At 73.5% G+C, this 25,345-nt stretch carries 25 protein-coding genes; 7 read left to right on the forward strand and 18 right to left on the reverse strand.

From position 1 onward, the window contains the following. Positions 1–41: 41 nt before the first annotated feature. Together ACN260_RS12025 and pgi are read right to left on the reverse strand one after the other, a co-directional pair. Positions 42–743, reverse strand: a complete 702-nt coding sequence (locus ACN260_RS12025) for a FadR/GntR family transcriptional regulator (protein ID WP_422756042.1) — start codon at positions 741–743, stop codon at positions 42–44. Positions 744–895: 152 nt separating this feature from the next. Further along, positions 896–2,533, reverse strand: coding sequence for a glucose-6-phosphate isomerase (gene pgi / locus ACN260_RS12030; protein ID WP_422756043.1), 1,638 nt, complete (start codon positions 2,531–2,533; stop codon positions 896–898). Between the two features lie 234 nt (positions 2,534–2,767). Between pgi and ACN260_RS12035 the strand changes: the two genes are divergently transcribed. Beyond that, complete coding sequence (locus ACN260_RS12035; RefSeq protein WP_422756044.1) at positions 2,768–4,720, forward strand: ABC transporter ATP-binding protein; 1,953 nt, start codon at positions 2,768–2,770, stop codon at positions 4,718–4,720. A gap of 223 nt (positions 4,721–4,943) precedes the next feature. Next, on the forward strand, positions 4,944–6,317 hold the full coding sequence (locus tag ACN260_RS12040; protein ID WP_422756045.1) for an endo-1,4-beta-xylanase: 1,374 nt from the start codon (positions 4,944–4,946) through the stop codon (positions 6,315–6,317). Between the two features lie 88 nt (positions 6,318–6,405). Here the strand turns inward: ACN260_RS12040 and ACN260_RS12045 are convergent, their stop codons facing one another. From ACN260_RS12045 to ACN260_RS12070, 6 genes are all read right to left on the reverse strand, one after another. Further along, positions 6,406–7,671, reverse strand: a complete 1,266-nt coding sequence (locus ACN260_RS12045) for a molybdopterin-dependent oxidoreductase (RefSeq protein WP_422756046.1) — start codon at positions 7,669–7,671, stop codon at positions 6,406–6,408. A 96-nt stretch (positions 7,672–7,767) separates the two neighbouring features. Further along, positions 7,768–8,400, reverse strand: a complete 633-nt coding sequence (locus tag ACN260_RS12050) for a hypothetical protein (protein WP_422756047.1) — start codon at positions 8,398–8,400, stop codon at positions 7,768–7,770. Then, positions 8,397–9,815: a selenium-binding family protein gene (locus tag ACN260_RS12055; RefSeq protein ID WP_422756048.1), complete on the reverse strand. Its 1,419-nt coding sequence runs from the start codon at positions 9,813–9,815 to the stop codon at positions 8,397–8,399. The genes ACN260_RS12050 and ACN260_RS12055 overlap by 4 nt, the downstream gene beginning before the upstream one ends. A gap of 14 nt (positions 9,816–9,829) precedes the next feature. After that, on the reverse strand, positions 9,830–10,651 hold the full coding sequence (locus tag ACN260_RS12060) for an ABC transporter ATP-binding protein (RefSeq protein WP_422756049.1): 822 nt from the start codon (positions 10,649–10,651) through the stop codon (positions 9,830–9,832). Continuing rightward, complete coding sequence (locus ACN260_RS12065) at positions 10,624–11,457, reverse strand: ABC transporter permease (protein WP_422756050.1); 834 nt, start codon at positions 11,455–11,457, stop codon at positions 10,624–10,626. Before ACN260_RS12065 ends, ACN260_RS12060 begins: the two co-directional genes overlap by 28 nt. Next, on the reverse strand, positions 11,454–12,425 hold the full coding sequence (locus ACN260_RS12070) for an aliphatic sulfonate ABC transporter substrate-binding protein (RefSeq protein WP_422756051.1): 972 nt from the start codon (positions 12,423–12,425) through the stop codon (positions 11,454–11,456). Before ACN260_RS12070 ends, ACN260_RS12065 begins: the two co-directional genes overlap by 4 nt. Before the next feature lie 129 nt (positions 12,426–12,554). Here ACN260_RS12070 and ACN260_RS12075 point away from each other — a divergent pair, with 129 nt between their 5' ends. Beyond that, positions 12,555–13,715, forward strand: a complete 1,161-nt coding sequence (locus tag ACN260_RS12075; protein WP_422756052.1) for an LLM class flavin-dependent oxidoreductase — start codon at positions 12,555–12,557, stop codon at positions 13,713–13,715. 65 nt (positions 13,716–13,780) lie between these two features. Here ACN260_RS12075 and ACN260_RS12080 read toward each other — a convergent pair whose 3' ends face one another. The 7 genes from ACN260_RS12080 to ACN260_RS12110 form a co-directional block, all read right to left on the reverse strand. Then, entirely contained in the window at positions 13,781–14,290 is a 510-nt protein-coding gene (locus tag ACN260_RS12080; protein ID WP_422756053.1) for an NUDIX domain-containing protein, read from the reverse strand. 34 nt (positions 14,291–14,324) lie between these two features. After that, positions 14,325–14,921 carry an NADAR family protein gene (locus ACN260_RS12085; protein WP_422756054.1) on the reverse strand — a complete coding sequence of 199 codons (597 nt, stop codon included), beginning with the start codon at positions 14,919–14,921 and terminating at the stop codon, positions 14,325–14,327. A 70-nt stretch (positions 14,922–14,991) separates the two neighbouring features. Beyond that, positions 14,992–15,633, reverse strand: coding sequence for an SRPBCC family protein (locus ACN260_RS12090; RefSeq protein WP_422756055.1), 642 nt, complete (start codon positions 15,631–15,633; stop codon positions 14,992–14,994). After that, positions 15,630–16,001, reverse strand: coding sequence for an ArsR/SmtB family transcription factor (locus ACN260_RS12095; protein ID WP_204922997.1), 372 nt, complete (start codon positions 15,999–16,001; stop codon positions 15,630–15,632). The genes ACN260_RS12090 and ACN260_RS12095 overlap by 4 nt, the downstream gene beginning before the upstream one ends. A 36-nt stretch (positions 16,002–16,037) precedes the next feature. Further along, positions 16,038–16,733 carry a peptidoglycan recognition protein family protein gene (locus ACN260_RS12100; RefSeq protein WP_422756056.1) on the reverse strand — a complete coding sequence of 232 codons (696 nt, stop codon included), beginning with the start codon at positions 16,731–16,733 and terminating at the stop codon, positions 16,038–16,040. A 33-nt stretch (positions 16,734–16,766) separates the two neighbouring features. Then, complete coding sequence (locus ACN260_RS12105; protein WP_422756057.1) at positions 16,767–17,498, reverse strand: lysozyme; 732 nt, start codon at positions 17,496–17,498, stop codon at positions 16,767–16,769. A 156-nt stretch (positions 17,499–17,654) separates the two neighbouring features. Continuing rightward, the gene (locus ACN260_RS12110; RefSeq protein WP_422756058.1) at positions 17,655–18,974 is read right to left on the reverse strand and encodes a flavin monoamine oxidase family protein; all 1,320 of its coding nucleotides are present in this window, start codon (positions 18,972–18,974) and stop codon (positions 17,655–17,657) included. A 336-nt stretch (positions 18,975–19,310) separates the two neighbouring features. Between ACN260_RS12110 and ACN260_RS12115 the strand changes: the two genes are divergently transcribed. After that, a complete protein-coding gene (locus ACN260_RS12115) occupies positions 19,311–20,273 on the forward strand; it encodes an endonuclease domain-containing protein (protein WP_422756059.1) in 963 nt (320 codons plus the stop codon). Positions 20,274–20,563: 290 nt separating this feature from the next. Here the strand turns inward: ACN260_RS12115 and ACN260_RS12120 are convergent, their stop codons facing one another. Then, positions 20,564–20,947, reverse strand: coding sequence for a MarR family winged helix-turn-helix transcriptional regulator (locus ACN260_RS12120; RefSeq protein ID WP_422756691.1), 384 nt, complete (start codon positions 20,945–20,947; stop codon positions 20,564–20,566). 174 nt (positions 20,948–21,121) lie between these two features. Here ACN260_RS12120 and ACN260_RS12125 point away from each other — a divergent pair, with 174 nt between their 5' ends. Further along, entirely contained in the window at positions 21,122–22,924 is a 1,803-nt protein-coding gene (locus ACN260_RS12125; RefSeq protein ID WP_422756060.1) for an ABC transporter ATP-binding protein, read from the forward strand. 77 nt (positions 22,925–23,001) lie between these two features. Further along, entirely contained in the window at positions 23,002–23,703 is a 702-nt protein-coding gene (locus ACN260_RS12130; protein WP_422756061.1) for a VOC family protein, read from the forward strand. Positions 23,704–23,745: 42 nt separating this feature from the next. Here ACN260_RS12130 and ACN260_RS12135 read toward each other — a convergent pair whose 3' ends face one another. Both ACN260_RS12135 and ACN260_RS12140 read right to left on the reverse strand, forming a co-directional pair. Continuing rightward, positions 23,746–24,144: a hypothetical protein gene (locus ACN260_RS12135; protein WP_422756062.1), complete on the reverse strand. Its 399-nt coding sequence runs from the start codon at positions 24,142–24,144 to the stop codon at positions 23,746–23,748. Further along, the gene (locus tag ACN260_RS12140; protein ID WP_422756063.1) at positions 24,141–24,419 is read right to left on the reverse strand and encodes a DivIVA domain-containing protein; all 279 of its coding nucleotides are present in this window, start codon (positions 24,417–24,419) and stop codon (positions 24,141–24,143) included. The genes ACN260_RS12135 and ACN260_RS12140 overlap by 4 nt, the downstream gene beginning before the upstream one ends. A gap of 311 nt (positions 24,420–24,730) precedes the next feature. Between ACN260_RS12140 and ACN260_RS12145 the strand changes: the two genes are divergently transcribed. After that, on the forward strand, positions 24,731–24,970 hold the full coding sequence (locus ACN260_RS12145) for a winged helix-turn-helix domain-containing protein (RefSeq protein ID WP_422756064.1): 240 nt from the start codon (positions 24,731–24,733) through the stop codon (positions 24,968–24,970). The last annotated feature ends 375 nt before the right edge of the window (positions 24,971–25,345 follow it).

The raw sequence follows: 25,345 nt of genomic DNA on the forward strand, positions 1-25,345 counted from the left end.
CGGGTGGTGGTGGGGTCGACCGGCGGGGGGATGCCGGACGGTCAGCCGGTCGGGCTGGTGAGGGACGCGGTGAGCAGGGTGTGTGCCTCGGTGGCGGCGTCGTCGCCCCGGCCGTCGGCGATCGCGGCGGCCAGCCGGCGGTGCCCGGCGACGTCCAGCAGTTCGGCCGCGCGTCGGGCCGGTGGCACCTCGCCGACGGCCAGCGCCCCGGCCACCAGGCTGTTGAAGGAGAGCAGGTAGGCGGTGTTGCCGCTGCCGGTGACGATGTGCCGCCACAGGATGATGTTCGCCTCGGCCATCGCGGACAGGTCGGGGGCGAGGGCGGCGAACCCCTCCACGGTGTCGACCACGCCCCGGCGTACCGCCCCGGTGGCCCGCACCGCGCAGCACCGGGCCGCGTCGACCCCGACGCAGGCGCGCATCTCCAGCATGTCCCGGACCAGGTTCTCCACCGGCAGCACGTCGCCGGACTGGGCGAGGGACAAGGCCAGGTCGAGGCCGGCGTGCACCCGCCAGTCCAGCACCCGGGTGACGCCGCCCTGGCTGACCCGCAGCAGCCCGAGCTGCTGGAGCCGACGCAGCGCCTCCCGGACGGCGTGCCGGTTGACCGCGAACGCGGCGGCGAGTTCGCGTTCCCCGGGCAGCGGGTCGCCCGGGGCGTGCCGCCCGCTGACGATGGCGTCGCGGAGCTGGCCGAAGACGTGGTCGGAGACGGAGCTGCGGGGCACCGGGACGAAGGTCACGGCAGCAGTCTGGCGGCGTACCGGTCAACTCGTCAACTGGTTGGACCAGTCGTACCGAAAGAAACGGCGGCCGGGTCGGGTGACCCGGCCGCCGTCCCGGCGGACCTCACCGGTGGTCGTCGCCGGGGTGCCCGGCAACGGCCACGCCGACCTCAGTCCCGGCCGCGTTCCCGGCGGTAGCGACGGATCAGCGCGGCGGTGGAGGAGTCCACGTCGGCCAGGTCCGGCGCGTCCCCGGTCAGCTTCGGGGCGAGCTGGTTGGCCATCACCTTGCCCAGCTCCACCCCCCACTGGTCGAACGGGTTGATGTCCCAGACCGCGCCGCAGGTGAACACGATGTGCTCGTAGAGCGCGATGAGCTGGCCCAGCGTCGACGGGGTGAGCTTCGGCGCGATGATCGAGGTGGTCGGGTGGTTGCCCGGCATCACCCGGTGCGGCACCACCTCGGCGGGCGTGCCCTCCGCCTCGACCTGCTCCTTCGTCCGGCCGAAGGCCAGGGCGGCGGTCTGCGCGAAGAAGTTCGACATGAACAGGTCGTGCATCTCGCCCAGGTCGTGGTTGGGCTGGCTGAACGCGATGAAGTCCGCCGGGATCAGCACGGTGCCCTGGTGGATGAGCTGGTAGAAGGCGTGCTGGCCGTTGGTGCCCGGCTCGCCCCAGAAGATCTCCCCGGTCGGGTGGTCCACCGGCGTGCCGTCCAGGGTCACCGACTTGCCGTTGCTCTCCATGGTGAGCTGTTGCAGGTACGCCGGGAACCGGTGCAGGTACTGCGAGTACGGCAGCACCGCGTGGGTCTGCGCGCCGAGGAAGTCGACGTACCACACGTTGAGCAGCCCCAGCAGCGCCGGCAGGTTCCGCTCCACCGGCGCGGTGCGGAAGTGCTCGTCGACGGCGTGGTAGCCGGCCAGCAGCTCGCGGAACCGGTCCGGCCCGACCGACAGCATCACCGACAGCCCGACCGCCGACGGCAGCGAGTACCGGCCACCCACCCAGTCCCAGAAGCCGAACATGTTCTCCGGGTCGATGCCGAAGTCGGCCACCCGGCCCGCGTTGGTGCTCACCGCCACGAAGTGCTTCGCGATCGCCGCGTCGTCGTCGGCGTCCAGGCCCGACAGCAGCCACGTCTTGGCCTGTTCGGCGTTGGCCAGCGTCTCCTGCGTGGAGAAGGTCTTCGACACCACCACGAACAGGGTGGTCGCCGGGTCCAGGTCGTGGGTCTTGTCGTGGATGTCGGTCGGGTCGATGTTGGAGACGAACCGGCAGGCGATCCCGCCGTCCCGGTACGCCTTGAGCGCCTCGTACGCCATCACCGGGCCGAGGTCGGAGCCGCCGATGCCGATGTTGACCACCGTGCTGATCCGCTCGCCGGTGTGCCCGCGCCACTGCCCGGAGCGGACCCGCTCGCTGAACGCGGCCATCCGGTCCAGCACCCGGTGCACGTCGGACACCACGTCCTGACCGTCCACGGTCAGCGCGGCGTCGCGCGGCAACCGCAGCGCGGTGTGCAGCACCGCCCGGTCCTCGGTCGAGTTGATGTGCTCCCCGGCGAACATGGCGGCGATCCGGTCGGTCAGCCCGACCCGCCCGGCCAGCGCGGTGAGCAGCCCGATCGTCTCGTCGGTGACGAGGTTCTTGCTGTAGTCGACGTGCAGGTCGGCGACCTCGCCGGTGAGCCGCTCACCCCGTTGCCGGTCGGCCGCGAACAGCTCCCGCAGGTGGGCGCCGCGCATCGTCTCGGCGTGCTTGCGCAGCGCCTGCCATTCGTCGGTGGTGGTCACACTCGCAGCCATCGGGTCGATCTTCTCCTTCACGACGGTCGTCGGCGCGTGGTGCCGCCGACGGTTCGCGTCCCAGCCTGCCACCCGGGGCCCGGCCACGCGACGCGACCCGGCGCAGCGGGCGGCGCGGCGTGCCCCGCGACACGCCAATGCGACAGGTGTACGACACGCCGCCACGGCGAGACAGCCCCTCGTCGCTGACAGTAGGCTCGCCCGTGCCCCGCCCCCTTCGGCCCGGGAGGAACCATGGCGACGGTGACCGGTCCCCGCCGCGCGGCCGGCGCGGACGAGCCCGCCGAGCCCGACGCCGTCGGTGCCGTCGACGCCGGGCTCGACCTGCCGGAGTTGGCCGACGGCGCCTGGATGCACCACGCCACCGCGTTCGCGCACACCAGCTTCCGCGCGGTGGCCCGCCGGCTGCCCCGGCTGGTGCGCGAGGCCGTGGCGTTGGCCTGGGCCACCAGCCGGCGCGACACCCTCGCCGCGATCGGGCTGAACCTGGCCGCCGGGGTGATGACCACCCTCGGTCTGCTCGCCACCACCGGCGTCCTGCGTGAGTTGTTCGCCGCCGGCCCGACGCCGGACCGGGTCCGGGCCGCGTTGCCCGCGCTGGTGCTGGCCGCGGCGGCGGTGGCCGCCAAGGGCACCCTGACCGTCACCGCCGGCTGGGCGCAGGCCCGGCTGATCCCGCAGATCACCTACGCGGTGGAGCTGCGGCTGTTCGAGACCACCACGGCGGTCGAGCTGGCCGCCTTCGACGACGCCGGCTTCGCCGAGGAGATGGACCGGGTCCGCGACCGGGGCACGGCCGAGGCGGCGTCCATCGTCGACCACACGGTCAACCTGATCACCGGAGTCGTGGGCGTGCTGGCCACCGCCGCCGCGGTGACCGTGATCCAGCCGTTGCTGCTGCCGTGCCTGCTGCTCGCCGCGGTGCCCGAGGCGGTCACCGCGGTCAGGATGGCCCGCCGGCAGTACCTGGACATGCTGGCCAGGATCAACAGGCGCCGCCGGATGTGGATGCTGGCCAACCTGATGGCCAACCGGCACACCGCCGCCGAGGTGCGGGCCTACCAGATGCGCGACTTCCTGCTCACCGAGTTCCGCCGGATGATGAGCGCCGAGACGGCCGCGCTGCTGCGGTTGGCCCGCGCGCAGAGCCGGACCCGGGCCGTCGGGATGTCCATCGGCGGGATCGCCGCCTTCGCGGTCTACGCCGTGCTCGGCGGGCTGCTGCTCGCCGGCCTGGTCGCGCTGGCCGCGGCGGCGACCGCCCTGCTCGCCCTCCAGTCGGCCCGCAGCAGCCTCGCCCTCGCCGTCTTCGCCACCAACAACCTCTACGAGGACGCCCTCTACTACCAGGACTACCGGGACTTCCTCGACCGCGCCGAGGGCCGCACCGCCCCCGGGCAGGGGCGACCCACCGCCGGGTTCGACACCATCGAGCTGGACCGGGTGAGCCTGCGCTACCCGGACACCGACGCCCCGGCCGTCGACGAGGTCAGCCTCACCGTCCGGCGGGGCGAGGTGGTCGCGCTGGTCGGGGAGAACGGTTCCGGCAAGACCACCCTGGCCAAGCTGATCGCCGGGCTCTACCGTCCCACCGGCGGGGCGATCCGGTGGGACGGCGTCGACGTCGCCGAGCTGGACCCGGCGTCGACCGCCGCCCAGGTGGCGGTGATGACCCAGGAGTGGTGGAAGTTCCCGTTCACCGCCGCGCAGAACATCCGCATCGGCCGGTACGACCGGGCCCCGGACGCCGCCGGGCCCACCGTCGAGGACGCCGCCCGGTCGGCCGCCGCGCACGACATGATCGCCGGGCTGCCGTTCGGCTACGACACCCTGCTGGCGCGGGAGTTCAAGAACGGCCACGACCTCTCCGGCGGGCAGTGGCAGCGGCTGGTGGCTGCGCGGGGCCTCTACCGGGACGCCCGGCTGCTGATCTGCGACGAGCCGTCGGCCGCCCTCGACGCCCGCGCCGAACACGCGCTCTTCGAGCAGTTGCGGCGGCGGCCCGACCGGACGGTCGTGCTGATCACCCACCGGCTGGCCAACGTCCGGCACGCCGACCAGATCTTCGTGATGGACCGTGGCCGACTGGTGCAGCAGGGCGACCACGACACGTTGATGGCCGCCGACGGGCCCTACCGGGAGCTGTTCGAGTTGCAGGCGAGCGGCTACCTCGCCGCCTCCGAGTAGCGGCGGCTCCGGCGTCGACACGGCTGAGGCATCGACGTTCGTTGAACTCCCGGAGATGTTTCGATAGCGTCACCCTGGCAACCCCTCGACCTCGGCGGTGGCGGCTGAGCGATGACGCGGGCGGGTGTGGCCTCCGGGCGACCACACCGCCTCCCCGGCCGGCCACCGCACCCGGGCGAAAGGTCGGGACGGTGCACCCCCACCGTCGTGAAAGGCATCCGCCATGACCCATGTGTCCGCCCGCGACAGCGGGCGTCGGGCTACACCACTGCGGCTGCGTGCCGCCCTGGTCCCGATCGCCACCGGCCTGGTCACCGTCGCCACCACCGTCGCCCTCGCCGCCAGCGCCAGCGCCGGCACCACCCTCGGTGCCGCCGCCGCCCAGACGGGCCGCTACTTCGGCACCGCGGTGGCGGTGAACAGGCTCTCCGACTCCGCCTACGTCGGCATCCTGAACCGTGAGTTCACCTCCGTGACCGCCGAGAACGAGATGAAGTGGGACGCCACCGAGCCCAGCCCGAACCAGTTCACCTACGCCAGCGGCGACCGGCTGGTCAGCCACGCCGAGGCCAACGGGATGCGGGTCCGCGGTCACACGCTGGCCTGGCACCAGCAGCAACCGCGCTGGACGGCCGTCCTGTCCGGTACCGCCCTGCGCAACGCCATGCTCAACCACGTCACCCAGGTCGCCACCCACTACCGGGGCAGGATCGACGCGTGGAACGTGGTGAACGAGGCGTTCGCCGACGGTGGCAGCGGTGGGCGTCGTGACTCCAACCTGCAGCGCACCGGTGACGACTGGATCGAGGCGGCGTTCCGGGCCGCCCGCGCCGCCGACCCGGGCGCGAAGCTCTGCTACAACGACTACAACACCGACGGGCAGAACCCGAAGAGCAACGGCGTGTACGCCATGGTCCAGGACTTCAAAGCCCGGGGCGTGCCGATCGACTGCGTCGGCTTCCAGTCCCACTTCACCGCCCGGTCGCCGGTGCCGTCGGACTACCAGGCCAACCTCCAGCGTTTCGTCGACCTCGGCGTCGAGGTGCAGATCACCGAGCTGGACGTCGAGGGCTCCGGCAGCGCCCAGGCCGACAGCTACGCCCGCGCGGTCAGGGCCTGCCTGGCGGTCTCCCGCTGCACCGGCATCACCGTCTCCGGCATCCGGGACACCGACTCGTGGCGGTCCAGCGCCACGCCGCTGCTCTTCGACGGCAACGGCACCAAGAAGCCCGCGTACACCGCCACGCTGGACGCGCTCAACGCGGGCGGCACCACCGTCCCGCCGACGACCCCGCCGGCCGGTGACGGTGACTGTGCCGCGTCGGTGTCGGTGAACTCCTGGTCCGGCGGCTTCGTGGCCACCGTCACGGTCACCGCCGGCCCGGCCGGGCTCAACGGGTGGGTGGTCAACCTGACCCTGCCCTCGGGTGCCACCGTCACCAACGTGTGGAGCGCGCAGAACACCGGCACCTCCGGCGACGTCAGCTTCCGCAACGTCAGCTACAACAGCTCCGTCGGCGCGGGGGCCGGCACCGAGTTCGGTTTCCAGGGCACCGGCAACGGTCCCACCGGCACGGCGACCTGCGCCCGCGCCTGACCGGACACCGACCCCACCCCGGCGCGGCGGCGACCGTCGCGCCGGGGTGGTCCGGCCGCCCGTCGCACCCGGGCGGCCGACACCCCGGTCAGACCGCCGTCACCGGATGCCGGACCACCCCGTCGAAGAGGTACCCGAGGTCGTTGACCCCGGCCCGGTCCGGCTGACCGCGGCCGGTCACGTCCACCGCGCGGGCCCGCAGGGTCCACGGGCCGGCGGTCGGCGGACACCACCGCGTCGACCACCGCTGCCAGGGCCCACCCCGGTCCGCCCCGACCAGGGTGGTCGGTCGCCACCCGTCGCCCGTGTCGACCTCGACCCGGTCGATCGGGCCGGCCCCGGACCAGGACCGGCCGGTCAGCGTGGTCTCGACGCCGGCCGGCAGCCGGGCGTCCCAGGGCAGCTCGAACGCGCTCTTGACCGACTGGGTGTCGGCCGGCCCGCCGTCGGCCGGCCGGCCCGGGCCGAACATCCGGTAGAGGCTGGTGTTCCACGGGGAGAACAGCGGGGTGGTGGAGACCTCGATCGCGCCCACCCACTTGATCGAGGAGATCCCGATCCAGCCGGGCACCACCACCCGGACCGGGAAGCCGTGGTCCGCCGGCAGCGGCGCCCCGTTCATCTCGTACGCGAGCAGCACGTCGTCGAGGGCCTTGCCGATCGGCAGCGGACGGCGTACCCGGCCGAGGTCGACACCCCCGGTGACGTACGGCGGGTCCAGGCCCTCCGGCATCACGTCCACCGCGTCGGCGGTCAACCCGGCGTGCCGCAGCACGGAGGCCAGCGGCACCCCGCGCCAGCGGGCCACCCCGACGCCCCCGAGCCGCCACTGCACCCCGGCGGCCGGGGTGTCCTGCTGGCTGGCGAAGAAGTGCCGCCCGTTGCCGGCGCACTCGACCAGGGCGGGCAGCTCGACGGCGGGCAGGGCGCGCAGGCCGGCGTAGTCGAACTCGACCGGGGCGTCCCGGGTCGGGGCGTCCCGCAGGCCGTCGCCGTACAGCCGCAGCCGCCAGGTGCCGGCGTCGATGCGCGGGGTGTGGGTGTGGTTGCGCACGAAGAACCTGTCGTTCGGCACCACGTACCCCTGGCCGGCCATCGCCTCCCACCGCATCTCGGCGTTGCCGTCGCGGGGCGTGAGCAGCGCGGGGTCGAGCGGCTTGACGATGCCCGGGTCCACCCCGACCGCCCCGGCGGCGGGCGCGGACTGCTGCGGCGCGGCGAGGGCGGTCATCGCCGTGCCCAGGGCGACCAGGTCGGCGCGGGACACCCCGTCGGCGCGGGCCTGGCCGGCCAGCCACTGCCGGGTCCGGCGGGCGTCGTGGTCGGCCTCGTCGTACGACAGAACGGTGGACACCGGGGCTCCCTCGGCTCGGCGGTTGCAACTCCTATTGAATCAGTAGGAGTTGCGGCCGGGGAGAGCCACTGGCCGACCCGGGCCGGGGCCATTCGGTCAGATCGCCGCAGCCAGCGTCACCACCCCCGCCGCGACCAGCACCCCGGCCCAGAGCCGGTCCACGTTGAACCAGGCCCGGCGCAGCACCCCGACCCCCAGCACCTCGTACACCAGCAGCGCGACGGTCGACGCGACGGCCAGCATCGCCACGGTGTGCGCCCCGGCGGCGGCCAGCCCGGTCAGCGTGCCGGCCGGTGCCGCCGCCAGGTGCCCGGCGTGCCCGCCGGCCGACGGGTCGGCCAGCAGCACCGGCAGCAGCATCAGCCCGGCACCGTGCGCCGACGACATCAGGAACGACCACCCGGCCACCTGCGCCGCCGACAGCCGCATCCCGGCCCAGCGGAAGTGCCGCTGCGACAACAGCCGCCACAGCCCGAACCCGACCAGCACCGTCCCGCCGGTCACCGTCAGCGCGGTGCTGGCGGTGACCGAGCGGGTGGCGCAGACCAGCGCGGCGACCACCGCCACCGAGGCCAGGTGACCCGCCGCGACCGGGGGCAGCGCGGCCAGCAGCGCCGCCCGGCGACGCTCCTGCAACCCCCGGGCCACGGCGAAGAGCCAGCCCATCGCCGGGTTCAGCCCGTGGAACGCGCCGAGCGCCGCCACCGCCAGCAGGGTCCGCCCGGTCACGGGAAGCAGTACGAGTCGGAACTGGCGTCGCCGCCCTGCAACCGGGTCTGGTGCACCCGCAGCCCCCGGAACTGCTCGCCGTGCGGGAAGAACCGCTCGTCGGCTGTGAGCCCGCCGCGTTCCGGGTCGACGTCCAGCTTGGCCAGCCAGGCGCCCACCCCGTCGGGATAGAACTGGTCGTCCCAGGAGCCGTAGAGCGAGTTGCTGACGTAGACCCGCCGGCCGTCCCGGCTGACCTCCACCATCTGCGGGCCACCGGCGAGCGGCTCATCCGGCGCGGCCGGGTGGGCCGTGCGGGCCACGATGCCGCCGAGCCGCACCGAGCCGACCAGTACCGGGTGGAACGGGTCGCTGACGTCGTACTGACGCAGTTCCCCGGTGCCCCAGCAGGAGACGTAGAGAAACCTGTCGTCCACCGACAGGTCGATGTCGGTGACCAGCGGGGGGACCGCGCCGAACGGCTTGAGCAGGTCGGGTAGACCGGCCGGGTCGGCGGGCTCGGCGGGGATGTCGATCACCCGGGTCACCGCCCACGGCGCGTCCGCGCGGTCGCCGTCGCGGTGCCACAACCAGACCGACGCCGACAGGTCCTCGACGCTGATCACCACCCCGACGAAGCCGTACGACCGGGTCGGGTCGTGCGCGGGGCGCAGCTCCAGCGCCATCTGGTACTGGTCGCCGAGGTCGACCCGCTGCACGTGCCGGCGCTTGGCGAGGTCCCAGAAGTGGATCGCGTGCCCGTATCTCCGCCCCAGCAGCAGCTCGCCGACGATGCCGTCCTCGATCATCGACGGGGTGCCCCACTCGCTGGTGACCAGCACGTCCTGGGTCAGGTGCCACCACACGTCGTACGCCAGGAACTGCGGGCCCCGGTCGGCCTCCCACGCCCCACGGACGGCGAAGGTGGTGTGGTCGAGCACGGCGATTCCGCCCGGACCCTCGGCACCGTCGACGCCGCCGAGCGCCGACAGGTAGATGCCGTCCGGGCCACAGTGCACGGTGTGCGGGCGGGAGTAGCCGGACCTCTCGGCCAGCTCCTGCGCGCCGATCACCTTCACCAGCTGCGGGGCGCGGGGGTCCGGTCGGGTGTCGAACACGTGGATGCGCGACGACCGCAGCCCCGGCACGATCAGGTAGCGCCGCTCGACGTGCGGGTGCGGGGCGGTCGGGCAGAGCGCGCTGCTGCACGCGTTCCAGCCGAAGTGGTGCAGCTCGTCGCCGGTGTACGGCAGGTCCGTCCAGCCGACCACCCGGCCGTAGTCGGCGGATTCCGGATCGGTGTCGAGCACGACGATCGCGTCCGGCCGCTGCGCCGTACGGTCGAACGCCGCGACGTAGGCCAGCTTCTCGACGGGCGCGGTGGCCGCCTCGCGGGGGGAGGGGTAGAAACTCGGGTCGGGTGTCCAGCGGGTCATCGTCATCTCCGTGATCAGACGGCGGGTACGCCGAGGCGGTCGAGCAGCCGGCGACGCAACGCGCCGAAGGCGGGCTGGTCGGGGGAGCGGGCAGGGCGGTCGGCGGTGTGCCCGGCGGGGCCGAGATCGACGGTGATCTCCTCGGCGATGACGCCCCCGTCGAGCAGCAGGATGCGGTCGGCGAGCAGCACCGCCTCCTCGACGTCGTGGGTGACCAGCAGGGCGGCGAAGCCGTGCTCGGCGCGCAGCCGCCGCAGCAGGGACTGCATCCGCAGCCGGGTCAGCGCGTCGAGCGCCCCGAACGGCTCGTCGAGCAGCAGCAGGTCCGGCTCGCGGACGAGCGCGCGGGCCACCGCGACCCGTTGCGCCTGACCGCCGGAGAGTTCCGCCGGCCAGGCCCGGCGGCGGTCGGCCAGCCCCACCTCGGTCAGCGCCCGGTCCACCCGGGCCCGCACGTCGGGGCCGGTCAGCCCCAGCGCCACGTTGTCGCCGACCCGCTTCCAGGGCAGCAGTCGGTGTTCCTGGAAGACCACGGCGGCGGTGCCCCGCAACCGGGTCCCGCCGGTGGCGTCGGCGTCCAGGCCGGCGAGGATCCGCAGCAGGGTGCTCTTGCCGGAGCCGCTGCCGCCGAGCAGCGCCACCACCTCACCGGCGGCGATGGCCAGGTCGACCCCGGCGAGCACCGACCGGCCGTCGAAGGCCCGCCGCACCGCGCGGGCGGTGAGCACCGCCGCCGCGCCGGTCACGGCGTCGTCCGCAGCGGTCACCGCGTCGGTCGCCCGGCGCGCGGCCCCGCCCACTCCGCCGGTCAGGTCGCCCGTAGTCCGCGTCGCCATGTCAGGGTCCTCCTCTCCAGGATCCGCAGGGCGAGGTCGGACAGCAGCCCGAGCAGCGCGTAGATGACCAGACCGAGCACCACCACGTCGGTCTGGCTGAACTCCCGGGCCTCCATCATCAGGAAACCGACGCCGGTCTGGGCGTTGACCTGCTCGCCGACGACGAGGCTGAGCCAGGCCGCCCCGATCGCCAGCCGCAGCCCGAGGAACAGCGACGGCAACGCTCCGGGCAGCACCACGTGCCGCAGCCGCGCGGCCGGTCCCAGGCCGCAGGTGCGGGCCGCTTCGACGAGCCGCTCGTCGATGTCCCGGATGCCGGCGTAGGTGTTGAAGTAGATCGGGAAGAACACCCCGAGCGCGACCAGGGTGATCTTCAACGACTCGCCGATCCCCACCCAGATGATCAGCAGTGGGACGAGCCCCAGGTGGGGCAGCATCCGGGCCATCTGCACCGGCGGGTCGACCAGGTCGTCACCGAGCCGGAGCAGGCCGGCGGCGGCACCGAGCACCAGCGCCAGCACCCCGCCGAGCAGCAGCCCGATGCCGGCCCGGGTGAGCGAGTCGAGCAGGTGGACGCCGAGGGTCCCGTCGCCGGCCAGCCGTACGCCGGTGGTGAGCACCCGGCTCGGTGCGGGCAGCTTGTCCGGGGCGATCAGCCCGGCGCGGGCGGCGGCCTCCCACCCGGTGACGAGCAGGACCGGACTGACCAGTCGCCACCAGCGCCGCCCGGCCCGACGTCGCGGGCCGGCGTCGGGTGGGGCCGGGACGGCGGCCGGTGGCGCGGTGACCACCACGGTGGTGCTCACCGGAACACCGCGCTGAACCGGTCGTCCACCCGACCGGCGATGTCGACCGGGCCGGGGACGAGGTCGAGGGTGGTGAAGCCGTCCGCGATGGCCTGGAGTTCGACGCCGACGGCGGGGGTGACCGGGGCCAGTGGGCGGGCGCTGCGGGCCAGCGCCCGGGTGGTGACGTCCAACGGGATCTTCAGCTCGGGGGCGAGCACCGTGGCGCGTTCGGCCGGGTTGGCGATGCCCCAGTCGGTGACCTTCCGGTACGCGGTGAGGAAGGCGCGGACGTCGTCGGTGCGGTCCCGGACCACCTCGGGGGAGGCCAGCACGTACTCCCGGTTGCTGGCCAGGCCGGTGGCGTCGGCGAGCACCCGCACCCCGGGCTGCTCGGCGAGGGCGAAGTAGGGGTCCCAGATGATCCAGGCGTCGACCTGACCGTTGTCGAACGCGGGCCGTCCCTCGGCCGGCTTGAGGTACTTGACGTTGATGTCCTTCAGCGTCATGTTGTTCGCCGCCAGCAGCCGGACCAGCAGCCAGTGCACGTTGCTGCCCTTGTTCAGCGCGACCGTCCGGCCGCGCAGGTCGGCGAAGGTCTTCAGGCCGCTGCTCTGCTTGACCAGCACCGCCTCGCCCTGCGGGATCGGGGCAGAGGTGCCGATCACCGAGAAGGGGATCTTCGCGGCGGCGGCGAAGACCGGGGGCGCCTCGCCGACCTGCCCGATGTCGATCGCGCCGGCCTTGAGCGCCTCGGTCAGGGCCGGGCCGCTCTCGAACAGCGACCACTGCGCGTCGGGTGCGGCGTTGCGGGCCTTGACCAGGCTCAGCCCGCCGAAGCGTTGGTAGCCGATACGCAGCGGGCCCTTGCCGGACCGCGCGTCGGCGGCGTCGTCGGCGCAGCCGGTGACCCCGCCGACGGCGACCAGGGACAGGGCGGTGAACAGGGCGGTGGCCAGCCGGCGCAGGCTCCTCGGCGGGGTGGGCATGTCGGCTCCTCGGGAATGGACGGTGTGCTCGCGACGCCGGAGGTCGGCGGCGCGCAGTAACCTACCAAGCCGATAGGATTTATGGGTAGTCTGTCGTGGTCGTCGTCCCATCCCTCAGGAGGACCCCCGATGTCGCTGACCTTCCACTGGTTCCTGCCCACCTACGGCGACAGCCGCGACATCGTCGGCGGCGGCCACGGCATCGCGGTCGGCACCGCCGGTGGGGCCCGCCCCGCCACCGTCGCCTACCTCGGGCAGATCGCCCGCAGCGCCGAGCAGCTCGGCTTCGTCGGCGCGCTCACCCCGACCGGGGCGTGGTGCGAGGACGCCTGGCTGGCCACCGCCATGCTGGCCGAGGTCACCGAACGGCTGAAATTCCTGGTCGCGTTCCGCCCCGGGCTGCTCTCACCCACCCTCGCCGCCCAGATGGCCGCCACCTTCCAGCGGCTTTCCGGCGGCCGGCTGCTGCTCAACGTGGTCACCGGCGGGGAGTCCGCCGAGCAGCGCGCCTACGGCGACTTCCTCGACAAGGACGCCCGGTACGCCCGCACCGACGAGTTCCTGCACGTCGTGCGGTCGCTGTGGCGGGGGGAGACCGTCGACCACGTCGGGGAGCACCTGCGGGTCGAGGGCGCCCGGCTGGCCCGGCTGCCCGACCCGGTGCCGCCGGTCTACTTCGGTGGCTCGTCCACCGCCGCCGGCCCGGTCGCCGCCCGGCACAGTGACGTCTACCTGACCTGGGGCGAGCCGCCCGCCCAGGTGGCCGGAAAGCTCGACCGGGTCCGCGCCCTCGCCGCCGACGCCGGCCGGTCGCCGCGCTTCGGCATCCGGCTGCACGTCATCGCCCGGGACACCGCCGAGGCGGCGTGGGCGCAGGCCGGCCGGCTGCTCGACGGTATCGACGAGGCTGACATCCGGGCCGCCCAGGAGGGGCTGCGGCGCAGCGAGTCCGAGGGGCAGCGCCGGATGCTCGCCCTGCACGGCGGCAGCCGCGACGGGCTGGAGGTCGCCCCGAACCTCTGGGCCGGAGTGGGGCTGGTCCGGGGCGGAGCCGGCACCGCCCTGGTGGGCAGCCACACCGAGGTCGCCGACCGGATCGCCGAGTACCACGCGCTCGGCATCGACGAGTTCATCCTCTCCGGTCACCCGCACCTGGAGGAGGCGTACTGGTTCGGTGAGGGGGTGCTGCCGATCCTGCGGGCCCGGGGGCTGTGGCGGCACCCCGCCGGTGAGCCGGCCCCCGACCCGACGCCGAGCGTCCCGTTCGCCCCGCAACCCGCCCGGGTCTGACCGGGCACCGGCGGGCCCGGCGCTTCCGGCGGGCCCGGCGGGTCCGCGCCGGCCGGGCGCCGGGGTCAGTGCCGGCCGGCGAGGAAGTCGGCCAGCACCCGGGTGTGGGTGGAGAAGGCCAGCTCGACCGGCTCGGTGAGGACCAGCCACTCGGTGGCCTCCTCGGTCGGCGTCGACGGGGGGAGCTGCGCGGCCGGTCGCTCCGGCAGCGCCCCGAAGATCATCATGGTGCCGCCGTGCGGGGCGCCGTGCACCGCGAACAGCCGGGCCCGCTGTGCCTCGTCGACCAGCCCCGTCTCCTCACACAGCTCCCGCACCAGCGCCTCGGACCACTCCTCGCCGTACTCGACGAAGCCACCGGGCAGGGCGAGCTGGCCCCGGGCCGGCTCGATGTCCCGGCGTACCACCACCAGGCCGAGCCCGGCGTCGGTCCGGACCGGCAGCAGCGCCACCGCGACCGGGGTGGGGTTGCGCCACACCGTCTGGCCGCAGGCCACGCAGAGCCGGGGCCAGCCGGCGTCCGGCGGGTAGGCCGCCCCGCAGTAGTGACAGTGCGCGTACGGCAGGACGGTCATGCCGCCGCACGTTACCGCCCCGGGGCCGCCCGGCTCAGGGCAGGTCCGCCGCCTGCCCTGAGGCCGGGTCGGTCGGCCGGTCGTCGCGCAGGATCCCGCGGGCCTCCATCAGGGCGAAACCGAGCAGGTTGAGCCCACGCCAGCGGGCCGGGTCCTCGGCACGCGGGTCGTCGGGGGCCAGCCCGACCCCCCACACCCGGTCGACCGGGCTGGCCTCCACCAGCACCCGGTCCCCGGTGCCCAGCAGGTACGCCCGCAGGTCGGCGTGCTGGCCGAACTTGGCCAGGCTGCCGGCCAGCACGACGGCGTACCGCTCGGCCTCCCACACCGCCTGGTCTAACCCGCGGACCTGGCGGCCGACCGCCTTGGCCTGCTGCGGGTGGCCGGCGGCGAGCACCCGCTCGCCGGCCTCGACGTCGTCGAACAGCAGCGCCTTGCGCCACATCATCCAGTGCTCGGCGGTGGGGAAGCGCCGCCCGTCGACGGTGAACGACGCCGGCCACCACTGGCTCAGGCAGCCGCGGCCGACGGTGCCGTCCCGCTGCGGCCGGTGCCCCCAGAAGCAGAGGTAGCGCACCCGCTGCCCGGCGCGGTGCAGGGCGAGGACGTCTTCGGCGCGGCGCATCGACATGCCGCACAGTCTGACCGCCGGCACCGACAGCACGCACCCGGGTTTGGCCGACCCGGCGCGACCCGTACCGTCAGGCCGGTGGCGCGCCGGTGTACGCGGCGATGGTGCGGGCGGCGGCGGCCCGGGCGGCCTGCGGGTCGGTGCCGCCGGCGATGTCGGCCTCGGCCCACGCCTCGCCGCTGAGCGTCATGAAGCGTCGCCCGTCCTCGGAGCCGATCCACGCGGCGGCCTGGTCGGGGGTGACGCCCCCACCGTCGGCGTCGAGGTGGCTGGCCAGGCCGAGCAGGCCCGAGTCCCAGCCGACGCCGACCGCGCCGGGGCCGTACTCGGTCCACCGGACGTCGTCGACGTGGGCGACGTGTTCCAGGGTGAACCGGGTCCGCTCGTCGCCCTCCGGGGTGAGCTGCACCTCGATCCAGCTGATCTCGTCGCCCATCTCCCAGGTGGCGGCGAAGCTCTTCGGCGGGTCGCAGCGTTGCACCACGCCACCGGCGTTGCCCTCGAACTGGTAGCGGCCGTGCAGCCGCAGGTCGCCTGAGATCGGTAGGAACCAGCGCGGGATGCGCTCGGCGTTGGTGCAGGCGTCCCAGAGGTCGTCAAGCGTCGTCGGGTACGTCTGGCTGATGGTCAGCACACGTGCCTCACCCGCTTCGAGGGCGCGGCTGCCCACGGTGCGTCGTACGGCGCTGATCTGCTGGCTGGTCTCGATCATGAGGTGCTCCGGTGCTCGGTCGGATCGTCCGTCGTGGTGTGCGCCCGCCGTTCGCGCCGACCCCGGGCGATCTCGGTGGCCAGGGCGTCCAGGGCCGGCGTCCAGAACCGGCGGAACCCCTCCAACCACCTGTCGACCTCCCGCAGCGGGGCGGGATCGACCGCGTAGAGCCGCCGGGCGCCCTGCGGGCGGACCGTGGCGAACCCGTTGTCCCGCAGCACCTTGAGGTGCTGCGAGACGGCGGGCTGGGTGATCCCGAACTCCTCCTGGATCACCGCGCAGACCCCACCGGCGCTCCGCTCGCCCTGCGCGAGCAGTTCGAGGATGCGCCGGCGCACCGGGTCGCCGAGGACGTCGAAGGCGTGCACGGTCCCCTTTGTATCAGGCATCGCTTATATAAGCAATCAACCCAGTCGAGCGGCGACGGCCGACCGCAGCTCGGGCAGCCGGTCGTGCAGCAGCCCCGGGCACTGGGTGCTGGCGAAGTCCCTGTGGCCGTAGATCTGGCTGGCCGGGATGCCGTACTGCTGGCAGGTGAACGCGCAGAACACCACCAGGCTGTCCCAGAGCGCCTGCGGCGGCTGCACGTCGACGTAGATCCCGTCGTTCTCGATGCCGATGGCCTGGCTGTTCTGCCCCACGCAGTGCGCGCCCTGCACCATCGTCTGGCCGTGCAGCAGCGCGTACAGGCTGCCGTGCCGGCCCTCGGTGAGCTGTCCGCCCCGGCTGTTGGTGAAGTGCTGCCCGGAGTCCAGCCAGCCGTTGCCGTCCATGTGCAGGTCCTGGATCTCCCGCGAGTTGGCGTACGCGTGGGCCAGGCTGTAGTCGGTCGAGTTCGGGAACGCGGTGTGGTGCACGATGATCTTGTTGGGTCGGCTCGCGACCACGCTCACCGGCGACGACGGCGGCCGGGCTCCCCAGGTGGCGCAGTTGGCGATCACCGGCTGGTCGACGCGGCCGAGCGCGGCCGGGGTGCCGCCGGTGGCGGGTGGGGCGGCGACGGCGGCGGGGCCGCCGGACAGGGCCGGCGCGAGCGCCCCGGCGGTGCCGAGCAGGACCGCGCCGCGCAGCACGCTGCGCCGGGACACGGGTACGTTCATGGCGGGCTCCTCGCGGGTGTCGGGGCGGTCGGGTCAGCAGGGGCCGTTGCAGGCCAGCACCCGGAGCCGGTCGAGGCTGCCGTTCCAGACGTTCTGGTCGCCCGGGAAGGTGCCCGACGACGCCCACTGCCAGAAGGAGTACGTGGCCCAGCCGGCCGGTAGCGTGCCCACCGTGCCGGCGTAGCGGGCGAGCCACAACGGGTTGGTGGCGGCGAAGCCGCTGTAGTTGCCGGTGCAGGTCGTCCACCAGTCGGTGGTGGTGTAGATCGTCGCCCAGCGTCCGGTGCGGGCGTAGTACTGGTTGACGAAGGAGGCGATCCAGCTGCGCATCGCGCTCTGGCTCAGCCCGTAGCAGGTCGCGCCGTACGGGTTGTACTCGATGTCGAGCGCGCCGGGCAGCGTCCGGCCGTCCTTCGACCAGCCGCCGCCGTGGTCGACGAAGTAGTTGGCCTGGGTCGCGCCGGTCGTGGTGTCCGGCCGGGCGAAGTGGTAGGAACCCCGGATCATCCCGACGGAGTACGACCCGTTGTACTGCTGGGCGAAGTACGGGTTGGTGTAGTAGGTGCCCTCGGTGGCCTTGACGTAGGCGAACCGGGCGCCGTTGTTCCAGGCCGCGGACCAGTTGACGTTGCCCTGGTAGCTGGAGACGTCCATCCCGGGCAGGCCGGCCGGGGCGGCGGCGGCCGGGGTGACGACGCCGAGGGTGGCGGCGACCATGGTGGCGGTCGCCAGCAGGGTGCCCGTGAGTGCACGGAGACGGTTCATCTTTCCTCCCTGGGGGATGCCGCGTGGTTGCGGCGGGAGCGACGAAAGGAACTGTCAGGTATTAGGTCACGGCCGGAGATAGCTTTCAATAGATAGAATCAAGATTATCTATAGGTGCTGGTGCTGGTGCTGGTGCTGGTGCTGGGTTCGGTGTCGTCAGGCGGCGGGGCGGGCGAGGACCTCGGCCGCCGCCCGCTCGCCGGCCAGCACCGCGCCCTCCAGGTAACCGGCCCACCGGGTCGCCGTCTCGGTGCCCGCCCAGTGCACCCGCCCCACCGGCCGGCGCAGCTCGGGACCGTGGTCCCGCCACGAACCGGGGGTCAGCGCCCCGCAGAAGCAGCCCCGGGTCCACTCGTCGGCCGACCAGTCGTGCCCGACGAGGTCGTCGACCCCGGTGGCGGCCGGACCGAACAGCCCCACCAGCGCGGCCAGCACCTCGGCCCGCCGCCGCTGCGGCGACAGCCGGCGCAGATCCCGGGCCTGCCGGCCGTAGCTGAACGCGGTCAGCACCCCGCGGGTCGAACCCGGCGTCGAGTTGTCCACCGTCTCGGTCAGCGGCCCATCGGCCGACGTGGTCACCCCGGACCACCCGTCGGCCCGCCAGAACGGCGTCGGGTAGACCGCGTGCAGTTTCAACGCCGACCCCATCGGCATCCGCTGGGTCAGCGCGTCACGCAGGGCCGGCAGCGCCGGTGCGTACGCGATCCGGCCCGCCAGCGCCGGGGCCACCGCCACCACCACGGCCTCCGCCCGGTGCACCCCCTCGTCGGTGTACGCCACCACCCCGTGACCGTCCTGGTGGACCGCCCGCACCGGAGCCCCGGACCGTACCGTCCCCGGGGGCAGCGCCGCCGCCATCCGCTCCGCCAGCAGGGCCGGCCCACCCACCAGTCGATCCTGCTGGGCGCTCCCGGCCATCCCCAGCAGCAACCTGCTCCCGCCGCCGCTGCGCAGGTAGAACAGCACCTGCAACAGCGACACCTCGTCCGGGTCGACCGCCAGCAACCCGCCGGCGATCAGCCGCCCCACGTACCGGGCGGTCACCGGATCGGGCGTGGTGGTGTCCAACCAGCCGCCGAGGGTGAGCCGGTCCCACTCGTCGGCCCGCGCCGCCCGCCACGGGGCCGCCGGGTCCACCCCGGCGGCGAGGTCGTCCAGCAGATCCACCGTCCGCCGGACCGACTCCGGCGGTGCCTCCCGCAGCCGCCCGTCCCAGCGCACCGCCGGCCGCCCGTGCGCGGCCGACGGGAACGTGGCCAGCCCGTGCTCGGCCACCAGGGCGGCCATCCGGTCCTGGGTCGGGCCGATCCACTGCGCGCCCAGGTCCAGCGCGGTGCCGTCGGCCAACCGCCGGGTCGCCACCCGCCCACCGACCCGTTCCCGGGCCTCCAGCACCCGCACCCGCGCCCCACCCCGGCACAACGCCGCCGCCGCGGCGAGCCCCGAGAACCCCGCACCGACCACCACCACCCGCACCCACCGCGCATACCCCGCCCCCGCCCCCCTAAGCCCAGCCCAGCCCAGCCCAGCCCAGCCCAGCCCAGCCCAGCCCAGCCCAGCCCAGCCCAGCCCAGCCCAGCCCAGCCCAGCCCAGCCCAGCCCAGCCCAGCCCAGCCCAGCCCAGCCCAGCCCATGATCAAATTGCCGAAATGCAGACGACACGCCGGGGAGAGTGCAACAAATCGCGATACGATCTTGGGGCTCCATAGCAGGGTTCCGGTGGACCTGGGGGTTGTCCACAAGGGGGGTCGGCGTCCACAGGGGGAGGGTGGACGGTGGAGGCGGTGCGGGTCGGGCGGGCAGCCTCTGGACATGAACCCGGTCCTGCGATCCCTCGTCGAGCAGGGCGGTGGCGTGCTGACCCGACGAGCGGCGGTGCAGGTGGTTCCACCCTGGGTGCTCGCCCACGCTGATCGCGTCGGCCAGATCCGACGGGTCCTACCCGGCGTCTACGTCGACGCCGCCGTCGTTCCCGCCGCTGCCCACCCGGCTGGGGGCTCGACCTTTCCACTGCTCGACGCGGCCCATCGCATCCGTGCGGCGCTCGCCTGGGCGCAGGGGCGCGCGGCGCTGGGTAGCCTCACCGCCCTGGCCGCGTGGGGTGTACGCGGCCAGCCGGCCGAGGAACCGGTGTGCCTGAACGTGGTCGCCGGCTCCGGGCTCCGCCCCCGGGCACACCTGAAGATCCACCACCGAGAGGGTTTCGCCCTGGAACCACCCCAGGTGCTGAGCCGGGATGGTTGTCCGGTGGTGCGGTTGGAGCGGGCGTTGGTCGACGCCTGGCCGCTGCTGCCCGTGCCGGACCGCCCCGCTCCGGTGATCAGGGCCGTCAACGACCGGCTCACCACCCCGGCGAGGATCGCGTCGACTCTCGCCGCCTCACCGAGGCTGGGCGGCCGGGCGCAGTTGTGCACGCTGCTCGACCGGCTCGCCGCAGGATGTCGCAGCCCCCTGGAGATCTGGGGACACGACCACGTCTTCACCGGCCCGGGGATGCCCGCGTTCCGTAGGCAGGCCCGGATCGTCGTCGGCCGCCGCACCATGTACCTCGACGTGTACGCCGAGCGGGAGCGCGTCGACTTTGAACTCGACGGCGCGACGACCCACGGTGACCCCCGCCAACGCGAGATCGACCTGCGTCGGGACGCTCTGCTCGCCACCGTCGGCATCATCGTGGTGCGCTTCGCCCGCCACCGCCTGGTCCACGAGCCCGACGCGGTCCGCCACGAGGTACGCGAAATTCTCGCCACCCGCCGCGATGCGGCTGGTGCGTGACCGGCGCACCGGCTCGCGCGTCGCCGGGCCAGCCCTCGCCGCCGCTGGTCGACGCACCGGCCTCGACTCCCTGGCCCGCGGGCTCCCGGATCGCGGGCCTCCCCCAGCATCCGACATGCGGGGAACCCGGTCGAACTGCCGGCCGAGTAGCGGCCGAAGCGCGAGTCGGGCAGGGCTGGGCCAGGCAGGGCGGGGTCGGCCGCTACTCGGGCTGGGCTGGGCTGGGTGGGCCGGGTCGAGCCGGGCAGGGCTGAGTCGGGGTCGGGCGGAGCGGGTGACGCGGGGCGCAGTCAGTCGCGCAGGGTGCGCAGGATGCGGGTCAGGTCGGCGTGGTCGGTGGGGGAGAGGTGACCGAAGAAGCGGTCCGCCTCGGTGGTGCGGGCCGCCCGGATGGCCGCGCCGACCCGCGTACCCTCGTCGGTCGGCTCGACCAGGGTCGCCCGCCGGTCGGCCGGGTCGGGACGGCGCGCGACGAGCCCGCGTTCCTCCAGGCCGTCGACGACCTCGGTGGTGGACCGGGGTGCGATGTGCAGGTGCTCGGCGAGGGCGCTGAGCCGCATCGCCCCGTGCCGGGTGAGCACCGTCAGGGCGCGGGCGTGTCCGGGGTTGACGTCCCAGGGCTCGAGGGTACGTCGGGACTGGTGGCGCAGCCGTCGGGCCACCGCCCAGAACAGCTCGGCGAGGCTCTCCTCGGCCGGGTCGGTCGGCGGCCCGGCACAGCGTACGGACGGATCGGCTGGCGGGTCGGATGGCGCACCGGTCACCGGAATACGGTAGCAGGATTCGCTGTTGCTCCCTCATGATGAGGTAACCTCAGCAAATATCCCCCGAACGGAAGAAGGACCCCCTTGGAAACCAGCCCAACCCACCGGGAGGGCCGCGGCGGCGCCCCCCGGACCGTCAGTGCCGCCGAGAAGTCCCAGGCCCGTGCCGTCTCGCTGCGCCGCATCGGCCGGCTGTTCACCGCGTACCGTGGCCAGTTGGCCGTGGTCACCGCGATCATCGTGGTGTCGTCGATCGTCGCGATGGCCTCGCCGTTCCTGCTGCGGGCGGTGATCGACCGGGCGTTGCCGGAACGCGACCTGACCCTGCTGGTCTGGCTGGTCGCCGGCATGATCGCCGTCGCGGCGGTGACCGCCGTGCTCGGCGTGGCGCAGACCTGGATCTCCACCCGGGTCGGGCAGCTGGTGATGCACCGGCTGCGCACGGACGTCTTCGCCCACCTGCACCGGCAGTCGATCGCGTTCTTCACCCGCACCCGCACCGGCGAGGTGCAGTCGCGGATCACCAACGACATCGGCGGCATGCAGACCGTCGTCACCTCCACCGCCACCTCGATCGCGTCCAACCTGACCACCGTGGTGGCCACCCTGGTCGCCATGGTGGCGCTGTCCTGGCGGCTCACCCTCGTCTCGCTGGTGGTGCTGCCGCCGGCCATCTGGCTAACCCGCCGGGTCGCCGCGATGCGCCGCGAGATCACCGCCCAGCGCCAGCGGGAGCTGGCCGACCTCAACGTCACCATCGAGGAGGGGCTGTCGATCAGCGGCGTACAGCTCAGCAAGACCCTCGGCGCGGGCGGCGCGCTGATCGACCGGTTCACCGCCAGCTCGGCCCGGCTGGTCGACCTGGAGCTGCGCTCGGAGTTGGCCGGCCGGTGGCGGATGGCCACCATGACGATCATCTTCGCCGCCATCCCGGCGGTGATCTACCTGGGTGCGGGCCTGCCCGGCACCGCCGGCACCCTCAGCATCGGCACCCTGGTCGCCTTCACCGCCCTCCAGGGTGGGCTGTTCCGGCCGCTGATGGGGCTGCTCAACGTGGGCGTCACCCTGACCGCCTCGCTGGCGCTGTTCGCCCGGATCTTCGAGTACCTCGACCTGCCGGTGGAGGTGGACGACCCGGCCCGGCCGGTGACCATCGACCCGGCCCGGGTGCGCGGGCACCTGCGCGTCGAGGACGTCACCTTCAGCTACCCGGGCAGCGACACCGCCGCCGTCGCCGGCATCAGCCTCGACGTGCCGGCCGGCAGCACCCTCGCCCTGGTCGGCGAGACCGGCTCCGGCAAGAGCACCCTCGCCGCCCTGGTCAGCCGGCTGCACGACCCGGACGCCGGCCGGATCACCATCGACGGCGTCGACCTGCGTGACCTGCGGCTGACCGACCTGGCCGCCGTCGTGGGCGTGGTCAGCCAGGAGACCTACCTGCTGCACACCACCATCCGGGAGAACCTGCGGTACGCGCGACCCGACGCTACCGACGCCCAGTTGGAGGACGCCGCCCGCGCCGCGCAGATCCACGACCTGATCGCCGCCCTGCCCGACGGCTACGACACGGTCGTCGGCTCCCGGGGCCACCGCTTCTCCGGCGGCGAGAAGCAGCGCCTGGCCATCGCCCGTACGCTGCTGCGCGACCCCCGGGTGCTGGTGCTCGACGAGGCGACCAGCGCGCTGGACACCGAGACCGAACGGGCCGTGCAGCGGGCCTTCGACACCCTCGCCGAGGGGCGTACGGTGATCACCATCGCGCACCGGCTCTCCACGGTGCGCCACGCCGACCAGATCGCGGTGCTCGACCACGGCCGGATCGTCGAAGCAGGCACCCACGAGACGCTGCTGGCCCGCGCCGGCCGGTACGCCACCCTGGCCGGCTGACCTGGAGTGACCCGGCAGGTGGAAAAACCCGATCTGCGAGACGTGAGTCGCCGATCAGCGGTGGCTAGAGTGACGCCGTGCAAAGTGGTGTGCGGGCCCAGGTGCCGGTGCTGTACGTGGCGGACGCCGACGCGGCCCGGCGGTTCTACGAGAACTTCGGCTACACCGAGATCCGGGCCGGCGGCGACGGCGGATCACACTGGTCGTACCTGCGGTGCGGGGAGTTGACGCTGCTGCTGGCGGCGGTCACCCCGCGCCTGGTAACCGTCGAGCTGCCCCTGCTCGTCTACCTCTACGTCGACGACCTGACGGCGACCGCCGAGCGGCTCGCCGCCGCCGGGCACCCCGTGCAGAAGGCCGGCTACCCGGAGCATGCGCCGGGTGGGGAGTGCCGGGTCACCGACCCCGACGGCAACGTGGTCGCCTTCGGGCAGCGGCAGGCCGTACTGCAGCAGGAGCGTGACCCGCACGCGGGCGACGAGGTGCGGTTCTCGCTGATCCGGGAGGCCGCCGAGGCGGTCGGTCGGCGCGGCGGCGCACCCGCCCGCTGCCAGATCGGCGGCCGGCGCGGCGAGCCCTGCCCCGAACCGGCCGAGGTCAAGCTCGCCGACTCATGGGGTGACACGGTGTGGGGCTGCATGGCGCACGCCGACGAGACCCTGTTGACCGCACGCGGCGCGTTCCTGGCCACCGAGGACGGGATGGGCCTGGGCCCGTTCCTGCGCGCCCGCCAGGGTCAGCCGGAACGGCATCCTGCCGAGGCCGCGGCCGACGCCTGACAGGCGGGTGCCGCCCGGGGAGCGCCCGCCGGAGACCCGCCCTCACCGACGGGCCCCGTCGGGCCCGGCCGCCTGGCGGTCGGCGCGCCTGCCGACGCCCGGTGGGCCGGCGGTGTGTCGAGCGGAGTGGGTCTGTGGTGCCACAGCGCGTCGCCCCACCCCGGTCACCGATGGGGGTGAGCCAGTGGTGCGTCGACCGCCCCGGGGTGATGATGTCGTGGCGGCGGGGCGCAGGCCGGCGAGCCGGACGAAGACCTCCCGCTTGGCGGTGGCCTCGCCGCGCCGGTCGAGCACGTAGCCGGTGAGCCAGACCCATCCGTCGTAGGTCGGCCGGTCGGACACCGACACCACCCGCAGCCGCAGGGCACGCTCCCCGGTGAACTGCACCGAGGCGGCCCGGTCGACGATCAGCAGGTCGCCGGGGCGGGGGCGTTCGTTCACCAGTGCCCGCCGTTCGTGGGCGGGCAGTCTCGCGCGTGCCGGGCCTGCCAGTCGCGCAGGGCCCGCTTGAGCCGGTCGTTCTCCCGGGCGAGGGCGCGGATCTCCTGGTGCAGGGCGGCCAGTTCGTCGGCCAGCCGGGACTGGAACCGGCGTACCTCGGCGGGGTCGACGCCGCGTCGACGGGGCGGGAACTCGTGGGTGCGTACCTCGTGGGGGGTCAGTAGGGCCGGGTGACCGGTCCCGTAGGGCTGGCCACCGCGATACACCTGGGCCACGGGGGTCCTTTCCGGTGCTGGGGGAGGGCGGAGGGGTCCTTTCGGTGGTGCTGGAGGGCGGGTCGTCCGCCGCCGGCTGAGGACGACCCGCCGGCTCGGCGGTCGCAGCCCACTTCGGCGGTACGACGGCAGAGCAGCCGGACGGGGTCGGGACGGGCACACACACCCGCCCCGACCAGGGGAAACCCCTCTCTCGTTGCCACGCGAGGAGCGGTTCTCGTTCAACATAACCAGTGAACATAGGGAAGTCAAAGGACATTGTTCAAGCATCTAGGTTGTGATCAAATTCGGGTTGCCACGCGAGGAGTGACATGCCCGAATCAGCCGAATACCTACGCATCGCCGACGAGGTTGTAGCCGACGTCAGGACTGGCAAGCTGAAGCCAGGTGACCGGCTGCCCTCGGTGGCGGAGACTCGTGCGGCCTATGGCGTCAGCTACGGGACCGTCCAGCTCGCATATGTCCGGCTCGAAGCGCTGCGGATCATTCGACGGCAACAGGGCAAGGGCGTCTTCGTCAACGACCCGAAGCTCTGGATGCGCGAACCCTGACCCGCCTCTCTGACCCGCCGCCCTGCTCCGCTCCGCCCGATTCGACCTGCCCGGGTGATCAAGAAGTTTGTGTCAAGTTTGATCTTCCTGATGACGCGAACCTCTTGATCACCGGGCGCATGGCGGGTTCGCGCCATGTAAGTCGTCCATGCCTCACTTTCACCTGGCGGCGCTTGCCCGCCTCGGTCGGGCGGCGTGCCCGGTGATCAGGAAACGTGCGTCGTTCGGGAGGTCGAGCTTGATCGCACGGCCGCCACGTGTCGCCCCCGTGGACGCCACCCCCTTTGTGGGCGGGCCCCCGCGTGCTCCAAGGCTCTGCCACGAAGCACCAAGATCGTATTGCGATTTGTCGCACCCTGCTCGGCGTGTCGTCTG

The sequence above is a fragment of the Micromonospora sp. WMMD708 genome (genome assembly GCF_049315245.1).
GTDB classification, from domain to species: Bacteria; Actinomycetota; Actinomycetes; order Mycobacteriales; family Micromonosporaceae; genus Micromonospora; species Micromonospora wenchangensis.

What these genes read in the sequence shown, in the direction of transcription:
- ACN260_RS12075 (WP_422756052.1), top strand. Translation starts at nt 12,555, where the DNA reads ATGTCGCTGACCTTCCACTGGTTCCTGCCCACCTACGGCGACAGCCGC.
- ACN260_RS12115 (WP_422756059.1), top strand. Translation starts at nt 19,311, where the DNA reads ATGAACCCGGTCCTGCGATCCCTCGTCGAGCAGGGCGGTGGCGTGCTG.
- ACN260_RS12085 (WP_422756054.1), bottom strand. Translation starts at nt 14,921, where the DNA reads ATGTCGATGCGCCGCGCCGAAGACGTCCTCGCCCTGCACCGCGCCGGG.
- ACN260_RS12090 (WP_422756055.1), bottom strand. Translation starts at nt 15,633, where the DNA reads ATGATCGAGACCAGCCAGCAGATCAGCGCCGTACGACGCACCGTGGGC.
- ACN260_RS12035 (WP_422756044.1), top strand. Translation starts at nt 2,768, where the DNA reads ATGGCGACGGTGACCGGTCCCCGCCGCGCGGCCGGCGCGGACGAGCCC.
- ACN260_RS12070 (WP_422756051.1), bottom strand. Translation starts at nt 12,425, where the DNA reads ATGCCCACCCCGCCGAGGAGCCTGCGCCGGCTGGCCACCGCCCTGTTC.
- ACN260_RS12040 (WP_422756045.1), top strand. Translation starts at nt 4,944, where the DNA reads ATGACCCATGTGTCCGCCCGCGACAGCGGGCGTCGGGCTACACCACTG.
- ACN260_RS12080 (WP_422756053.1), bottom strand. Translation starts at nt 14,290, where the DNA reads ATGACCGTCCTGCCGTACGCGCACTGTCACTACTGCGGGGCGGCCTAC.
- ACN260_RS12055 (WP_422756048.1), bottom strand. Translation starts at nt 9,815, where the DNA reads ATGACCCGCTGGACACCCGACCCGAGTTTCTACCCCTCCCCCCGCGAG.
- ACN260_RS12060 (WP_422756049.1), bottom strand. Translation starts at nt 10,651, where the DNA reads ATGGCGACGCGGACTACGGGCGACCTGACCGGCGGAGTGGGCGGGGCC.
- ACN260_RS12105 (WP_422756057.1), bottom strand. Translation starts at nt 17,498, where the DNA reads ATGAACCGTCTCCGTGCACTCACGGGCACCCTGCTGGCGACCGCCACC.
- ACN260_RS12145 (WP_422756064.1), top strand. Translation starts at nt 24,731, where the DNA reads ATGCCCGAATCAGCCGAATACCTACGCATCGCCGACGAGGTTGTAGCC.
- pgi (WP_422756043.1), bottom strand. Translation starts at nt 2,533, where the DNA reads ATGGCTGCGAGTGTGACCACCACCGACGAATGGCAGGCGCTGCGCAAG.
- ACN260_RS12100 (WP_422756056.1), bottom strand. Translation starts at nt 16,733, where the DNA reads ATGAACGTACCCGTGTCCCGGCGCAGCGTGCTGCGCGGCGCGGTCCTG.